At 63.9% G+C, this 5854-nt stretch carries 5 protein-coding genes and 1 pseudogene; all 6 read right to left on the bottom strand.

Annotated elements, in window-relative coordinates:
- Positions 1-39 precede the first annotated feature (39 nt).
- A pseudogene (locus tag BN1127_RS13095) lies at positions 40-1286 on the bottom strand (D-amino acid dehydrogenase).
- A gap of 153 nt (positions 1287-1439) precedes the next feature.
- Complete coding sequence (locus tag BN1127_RS13100; protein WP_042649766.1) at positions 1440-2960, bottom strand: cryptochrome/photolyase family protein; 1521 nt, start codon at positions 2958-2960, stop codon at positions 1440-1442.
- Positions 2960-3103: a DUF2256 domain-containing protein gene (locus BN1127_RS21595; protein WP_082030100.1), complete on the bottom strand. Its 144-nt coding sequence runs from the start codon at positions 3101-3103 to the stop codon at positions 2960-2962. The genes BN1127_RS13100 and BN1127_RS21595 overlap by 1 nt, the downstream gene beginning before the upstream one ends.
- A 169-nt stretch (positions 3104-3272) precedes the next feature.
- The gene (locus BN1127_RS13105; protein WP_042649767.1) at positions 3273-4193 is read right to left on the bottom strand and encodes a serine hydrolase; all 921 of its coding nucleotides are present in this window, start codon (positions 4191-4193) and stop codon (positions 3273-3275) included.
- A gap of 353 nt (positions 4194-4546) precedes the next feature.
- A complete protein-coding gene (locus tag BN1127_RS13110; RefSeq protein ID WP_042649768.1) occupies positions 4547-4999 on the bottom strand; it encodes an NUDIX hydrolase in 453 nt (150 codons plus the stop codon).
- Between the two features lie 137 nt (positions 5000-5136).
- A partial coding sequence (locus BN1127_RS22805) for a TPR domain-containing protein (protein ID WP_048824810.1) occupies positions 5137-5854 on the bottom strand: 718 nt, incomplete at its 5' end.

Genomic DNA, 5854 nt, shown 5'->3' on the forward strand with positions numbered 1-5854 from the left:
GGCACTCCCTCTCTCGCATTGGGTGCTGCGCCATTCGGGCTAGCCGTAACGCGCCAGGGTCAGCCCCTCGTCGCTGATGGCGGGGGCGCTGCCCGAGATGAGATCGCTGAGCAGCTGGCCCGACCCCGCGGCCATGGTCCAGCCCAGGGTGCCGTGGCCGGTGTTGAGCCACAGACCCGGGATGGGGCTGGGGCCCACCAGGGGGGTGCCATCCGGCGTCATGGGGCGCAGCCCGGTCCAGAACTCGGCGCGGGAAAGATCGCCTCCCTCGGGGAAGAGATCCCTCACCACCATGGCCAGGGTGTCGTGACGTTTGGGGTTGAGCGCCAGATTGAAGCCAGACAGCTCGGCCATGCCGCCGACCCGGATCCGCTCATCGAAACGGGTGATGGCGACCTTGTAGGTTTCATCCAGCACAGTGCTGCGAGGAGCACCATTGGCGTCCGTCATCGGCAGGGTGAGGGAGTAGCCCTTGACCGGGTAGACGGGGAGCGCTATTCCCAAGGGCTTCAGGAAGCCGGTGCCATAGCTCCCCAGCGCACAGACGATGGCGTCGGCCTGGAAGCGCTGCTCGCCCGCGCGCACCGCCACGGCGCGCCCTTTGGCGAGCTCGATTTCGTCGATGGGGCAGTTGAAGACGAAGGTCACCCCGAGTTTCTGTGCCTCGGCGGCCAGGGCCTGGGTGAAGCGGAAGCAGTCCCCCGTCTCGGCAGGCGCAGGCCCCCCACCACCTTGCCGCGTACCCGGGCCAGGGCGGGCTCCACCTCTTCACAGCCGCCTGCATCCAGGGACTGGTAGGGGACGCCGTACTCTTCCAGCACCTCGATATCGCGCTGGCTGGCGTCCCGCTGAGCCTGGCTTCGGAACAGCTGCAGGGTGCCGAGCTGGCGCCCCTCGTAGTCCAGGGCCAGCTCGTCCCTGAGCACCTTCATGCAGTCGCGGCTGTATTCGGCCAGCCGCACCATGCGCCCCTTGTTGACCGCATAGGCCGCCGGGGTGCAGTTGGCGAACATCTTCAGCATCCAGCTCAGCTGGAAGGGATCCGCGGTGGGGCGGACCGTGAAGGGGGCGTGCTTTTGCAGCAGCCACTTGGCGGCCTTGAGGGGAATGCCTGGGGCAGCCCAGGGGGAAGCATAACCCGGGGAGATCTGACCCGCATTGGCATGGCTGGTTTCAAGCGCCACCCCGTCACGTCGCTCCAGCAGGGTCACCTTGTGACCGGCCTTGGCCAGATACCAGGCGCTGGTCACACCGACCACGCCACCACCGAGTACCACTATGTCCATCTTGTCTCTCCTTGACTGGGGCCTTCACCTTAATCAGCCGCCACAGGATATTCAACTGGTGTCGATGTCATTGGTGGTTATCGCTGTTTACATTTTGTTAACTAGCTCTCAATGTTGTGATTTTCTCTAGTTTTGGCATGAAATCCTGCCGCATCAGAGGCGCTCCAGGTGGAGCAGATGGTGCTCCGCCGTCGCCAGCATGGCCTGCCGCTGCGCCTCGGGTTGGCCGTCCCAGTTGGCATAGGGGAGGGCGAGGCGGGGATTGGCTCCCAGCTTGTCCCGATGACGCCATAAAAAGTGCCAGTAGAGGCTGTTGAACGGGCAGCTGTCCGGACCGCTGCGAGCCTTCACCTCATAATGACACCCCTTGCAGTAGTGGCCCATGCGCGCCAGATAGGCACCGCTGCTGGCGTAGGGCTTGCTGCCCATCAGGCCGCCGTCGGCGAACTGGCTCATGCCGCGGGTGTTGGGCAGCTCCACCCACTCGATGGCATCCACGTAGATGCCGAGATACCAGGTGTCCACCTCGTCCGGATCTATCCCCGCCAGCAGGGCAAAGTTGCCGGTCACCATCAGCCGCTGGATGTGGTGGGCGTAGCCGTACTCGAGGGACTGGCGGATGGCGTGGCGCATGCACGCCATTCTGGTTTCACTGCTCCAGAAGAAGCCGGGCAGGGGGCGGTCGGCACCCAGGAAATTGACGCGGCCATAGGCGGGCATCTGCTCCCAGTAGAGGACGCGGACAAACTCGCGCCAGCCGAGGATCTGGCGAATGAAGCCCTCCACCTGAGAGAGCGAAATAGTGGCCTGGTTGGCCCGCCAACGGGACTCGGCGGCGCGGATCACCTCGAGGGGGTGGAGCATCTTGCTGTTGAGCGAAAATGACAAGCGGCTGTGAAACAGGCTCCAACCCCGCTCACTCAGGGCATCTTGATAGCGGCCGAAGTGGGGCAGGCCGTGCACCAGAAAGTGCTCGAGCAGTGCGCGGCTCTGGCGCCGGGTGACCGGCCAGGGCAAGGCGTTGGCATCGGCATGGCCAATGGTGTTGACTCCGTGACGAGTCAGCATGGCGTCGATCTCGCTCACCTCGTTGGCAAAGGTGAGGGGCGCCGGGATGGGCTGGTTGTCCGGCAGTCTGGCGCGATTCTCGGCATCGAAGTTCCAGCGCCCGCCAAGGGGTTGGCCGCCTTCATCCAGCAGCACCCCGTATTGCTTGCGCAGGGCGCGGTAGAAGAACTCCATCCGGCCGTGGGGGTAGTGCTGCCAGCCATCACGGGGGGTGAGAAAATGCTCGCTCTCCACCTCTTGGGCCGGGATGGCAAGGCCAGCCGCCCAGCTTTTCAACTGGCTGGCGAGGCGCCACTCGTCCGGGCTCTGCCAGGCAAAGCGCTCGGCCTGATACGCTTCGAGCTGGGCCGCCAGCAGGGTGGGCAGGTCGGGCCAGCGGGCGCTCTCATCGAGGGTCAGGTAACAGACCCGGTGGCCCGCCTGGGTGAGGGCGGTGGCGAAGGCACGCATGGCGGCAAAGAAGGCGAGCACCTTCTGGCGATGGTGGCGGCAGTAGTCCGTCTCCTGGCGCAGCTCCGCCATCAGGTAGCAGACAGCCGGATCCGGGGTGCGAAACCAGCTGTGGCCGGCGTTCAGCTGATCGCCGAGGATGAGCCGCAGCTCCATCAGACCGACTCTCCCTTATGACGGCGGCAACGCTCGCTGCAATAGCGCACCTCCTGCCAGCAGCGCGCCCACTTGCGCCGCCAGGCGAACGGGCGCAGGCAGACGGGGCAGACTTTCTCGGGTAGATGGGGTTTGCGGTGCATGTTCCGCCTCGTTCACTGGGTTGGCCGATCTCTGCCTGCATAACGAAGCGCAGCCAGGATGGGATCACCGCAGGACGGGAAAGGCGGCGCTGCGGCTTGTGAGGGGAGAGGCGCAATGAGAAGGCCCCCGCACCTGTCGGTGCGGGGGCCTCGTTGCTTGCCCGTATGATCACTGGTTGCTGAACAACTTGGCGGGGGGCGTGGACTGGGCGGTCAGGGTCATGCGGCCCGAGGTTTCCAGCCAGCTCTTGATCTTTCTGGCATCGGCCACCCGCTCATTGGTGGTGTTGGCGTGGAGCAGCACCATGACCACGGGCTCATTGTTGACCCGGGTTCCCATGACCAGGCAGCGACCTGCCTCGCGGATGTAGCCGGTCTTGGAGACCAGGATAGGCCATTCGCCTTCCCGGACCAGGCGGTTGGAGTTGAGATAGTGCAGCTGGCGCTTGCCGTTGCGTACCAGGCGCTGTTCGGAGGAGGTGTATTGGCGGATCAGCGGGTAGGTGGACGCTGCGGCGGCCAGTTTGGCGAGGTCGTGGGCGGTGGAGACGTTGCGCGGGTTGAGCCCGGTGCTATCGGCGAAATGGGTACTCCACATGCCGAGCATGCGGGCCTTGGCATTCATCGCCTCGATAAAGGCCTTGCGGCCACCCGGGTAGTGCCGTCCCAATGCCGAGGCGGCGCGGTTTTCCGACGACATCAGGGCGATGTGCAGCATGTCGGCCCGACTCAGGCGCGAGCCGACGGCCAGGCGGGAGCCGGTGCCCTTGAGCCTGTCCACATCGTCCATGGTGACGGTGAGGGTCTCGTTGAGGCGCTGGTTGCCGTCCAGCACCACCAGCGCCGTCATCAGCTTGGTGATGGAGGCGATGGACATCACCCGGTTGGCGTTGCGTTCAGCCAGGATCTCGCCGGTTCGTGGATTGGCGACCACGAAGGCATCGGATCTCAGGGCGAGATTGGTGCGAGGTTCGAGCAGGCTGTTGGTGGAGGAAGAGGTCGCAGAAAACGGGTTGGCATGGGCGCTTTCCATGCTGGCGGGAAGGAGGAAGGCGCCGAGCAGCAGGGGAAGAAAAGGACGAAGGTTCATGGTTTGGCTCTACTACGACAGACAGGGACATTTGGCTAAGTTATATGACGGTAATTGACGCTTCACAACGTCCGTGGGCCCGATATTTCAATTTTATGGGTTGGCGCACCTTGAAATAGCCGAATTCACGGCTATGGCGCCCTTTCACGGGATTCATAATGATCCACACCTGGCGCGCACATTGGCCGGGTTCAGCCCGTCATGGGGCGCACTATATGCCCTTTCTGACCCATCATTGCTACTCTTTTTGTGCCTTCCGGTGCGCCATCGGGTCGAACGCACCATTAATCCTCTTTGTGTCGGTGAAGATGGGCGCCGTCAGGGGCTTCGAGGGAGGTGTCAGCCGACCCGGATCAGCGCAGTGCCACCCTCATCAGCGGCGAGGGGCGGCGCGCCACAAAATGGTGCCAGACATGGTCATAGAGCGCCTGCTGCCCGGGAAAGCTCACCAGCGCCTTGGCCTCGGTGAGCGAACACCAGCGATACTCGGTGTGCTCATCATTGAGGGTGACCGTTTGATTGGGAGGGCAATAGACCACAAATACCGGCACTACCTCCACCGTATTTGAAGCGCTTTCGTAAAATTGTTCCAGATAATGGGCTGTGTATAACTCGCAAACCGATATACCCGTCTCTTCGCCAAACTCGCGAATAATGGTCTGCCAGCCGGTTTCCCCCGCCTCAACCGTGCCCGCCACATGGCACCAGAAACCGCCCTTGACCCGTTTCATCACCAGCAGCTTTGTTTCGCCATCAATCGTTGAGAGGGCGACACCGGAGACGGCTTTACAGCGAATGGGGATCATGGGGGAGGCTCCAAAAAAAGGTTCAATAGACACCTATTGTTCGGCCGCCGACGGGAGGCTGGCAAGTGATTTCCCTGGCATCGGCGCTTGTGCGGGCCAAACGTGACAGGGGCATTCAGCCCCCATCATGTGTGTAGTCAGCCCCCCATCATGCGGGCTGTCTGGATCGCCTCGATCAGCGCGGCCCGGTTGATGCGGGGGCGCTCGCTGTCGAGCAACTGTTGCCAGAGGGCGATAGCCTGGGAGTAGCGGCCGTGCAGGAAGTGATCGGAGGCGAGCAGCATCAGGGCGCTCACCTCACCCTTGTCCTGCTTGAGTGCGCTACCCAGCAGGCGCTGCGCCTCCGGGGTGAGCTGCTGGCCTGCCTGGTAGTAGAGCACGGTGGCCTGGGCGGCCTGGGTCGCCGCGCTGGCGCCTCCTTCTTGCAGGGCGAGGCGCTGGTAGGCGAGCAGGGCGTTGGCGTACTCGTCCCTATACAGATACAACTGGCCGAGCTCGGCCCAGGCCTCGAGATCGGCGGGGTTGGCTTGCAGGCGCTGGTGCAGGGCGCCCAGCGCCTTGTCCTGCAGATCCTGCGGGCTCAATCCCGCCAGCGGATCGGGGCGTGACTGATAAGCCTGCCACGCCTGATAGCGGCCGGTGCCGGCATAAATGCCGGCCACCAGTACCAGTACCCCAATAAGTATCCATAACAGCAGCCAGCGCAGCGGGCGGGCAGAGGGCTCTCTTGCCAGCCGATCACGCAGGGCCTGTTCTGCTGGTGGGGTGGCGTTGGCGAGGCGGGCCAGCTCCAGCTCCCGGTAGAGGCGGCTGTGGGGGGCAAGCCCCGCCTGCTGCTCGGCCATGATGAGGCGG

This window comes from Aeromonas media (genome assembly GCF_000819985.1).
Classification (GTDB): domain Bacteria; phylum Pseudomonadota; class Gammaproteobacteria; order Enterobacterales; family Aeromonadaceae; genus Aeromonas; species Aeromonas media.

Excerpts from the sequence above, each read along its gene's own strand:
- BN1127_RS13105 (WP_042649767.1), bottom strand. The coding sequence starts at position 4,193 with ATGAACCTTCGTCCTTTTCTTCCCCTGCTGCTCGGCGCCTTCCTCCTT.
- BN1127_RS13100 (WP_042649766.1), bottom strand. The coding sequence starts at position 2,960 with ATGGAGCTGCGGCTCATCCTCGGCGATCAGCTGAACGCCGGCCACAGC.
- BN1127_RS13110 (WP_042649768.1), bottom strand. The coding sequence starts at position 4,999 with ATGATCCCCATTCGCTGTAAAGCCGTCTCCGGTGTCGCCCTCTCAACG.
- BN1127_RS21595 (WP_082030100.1), bottom strand. The coding sequence starts at position 3,103 with ATGCACCGCAAACCCCATCTACCCGAGAAAGTCTGCCCCGTCTGCCTG.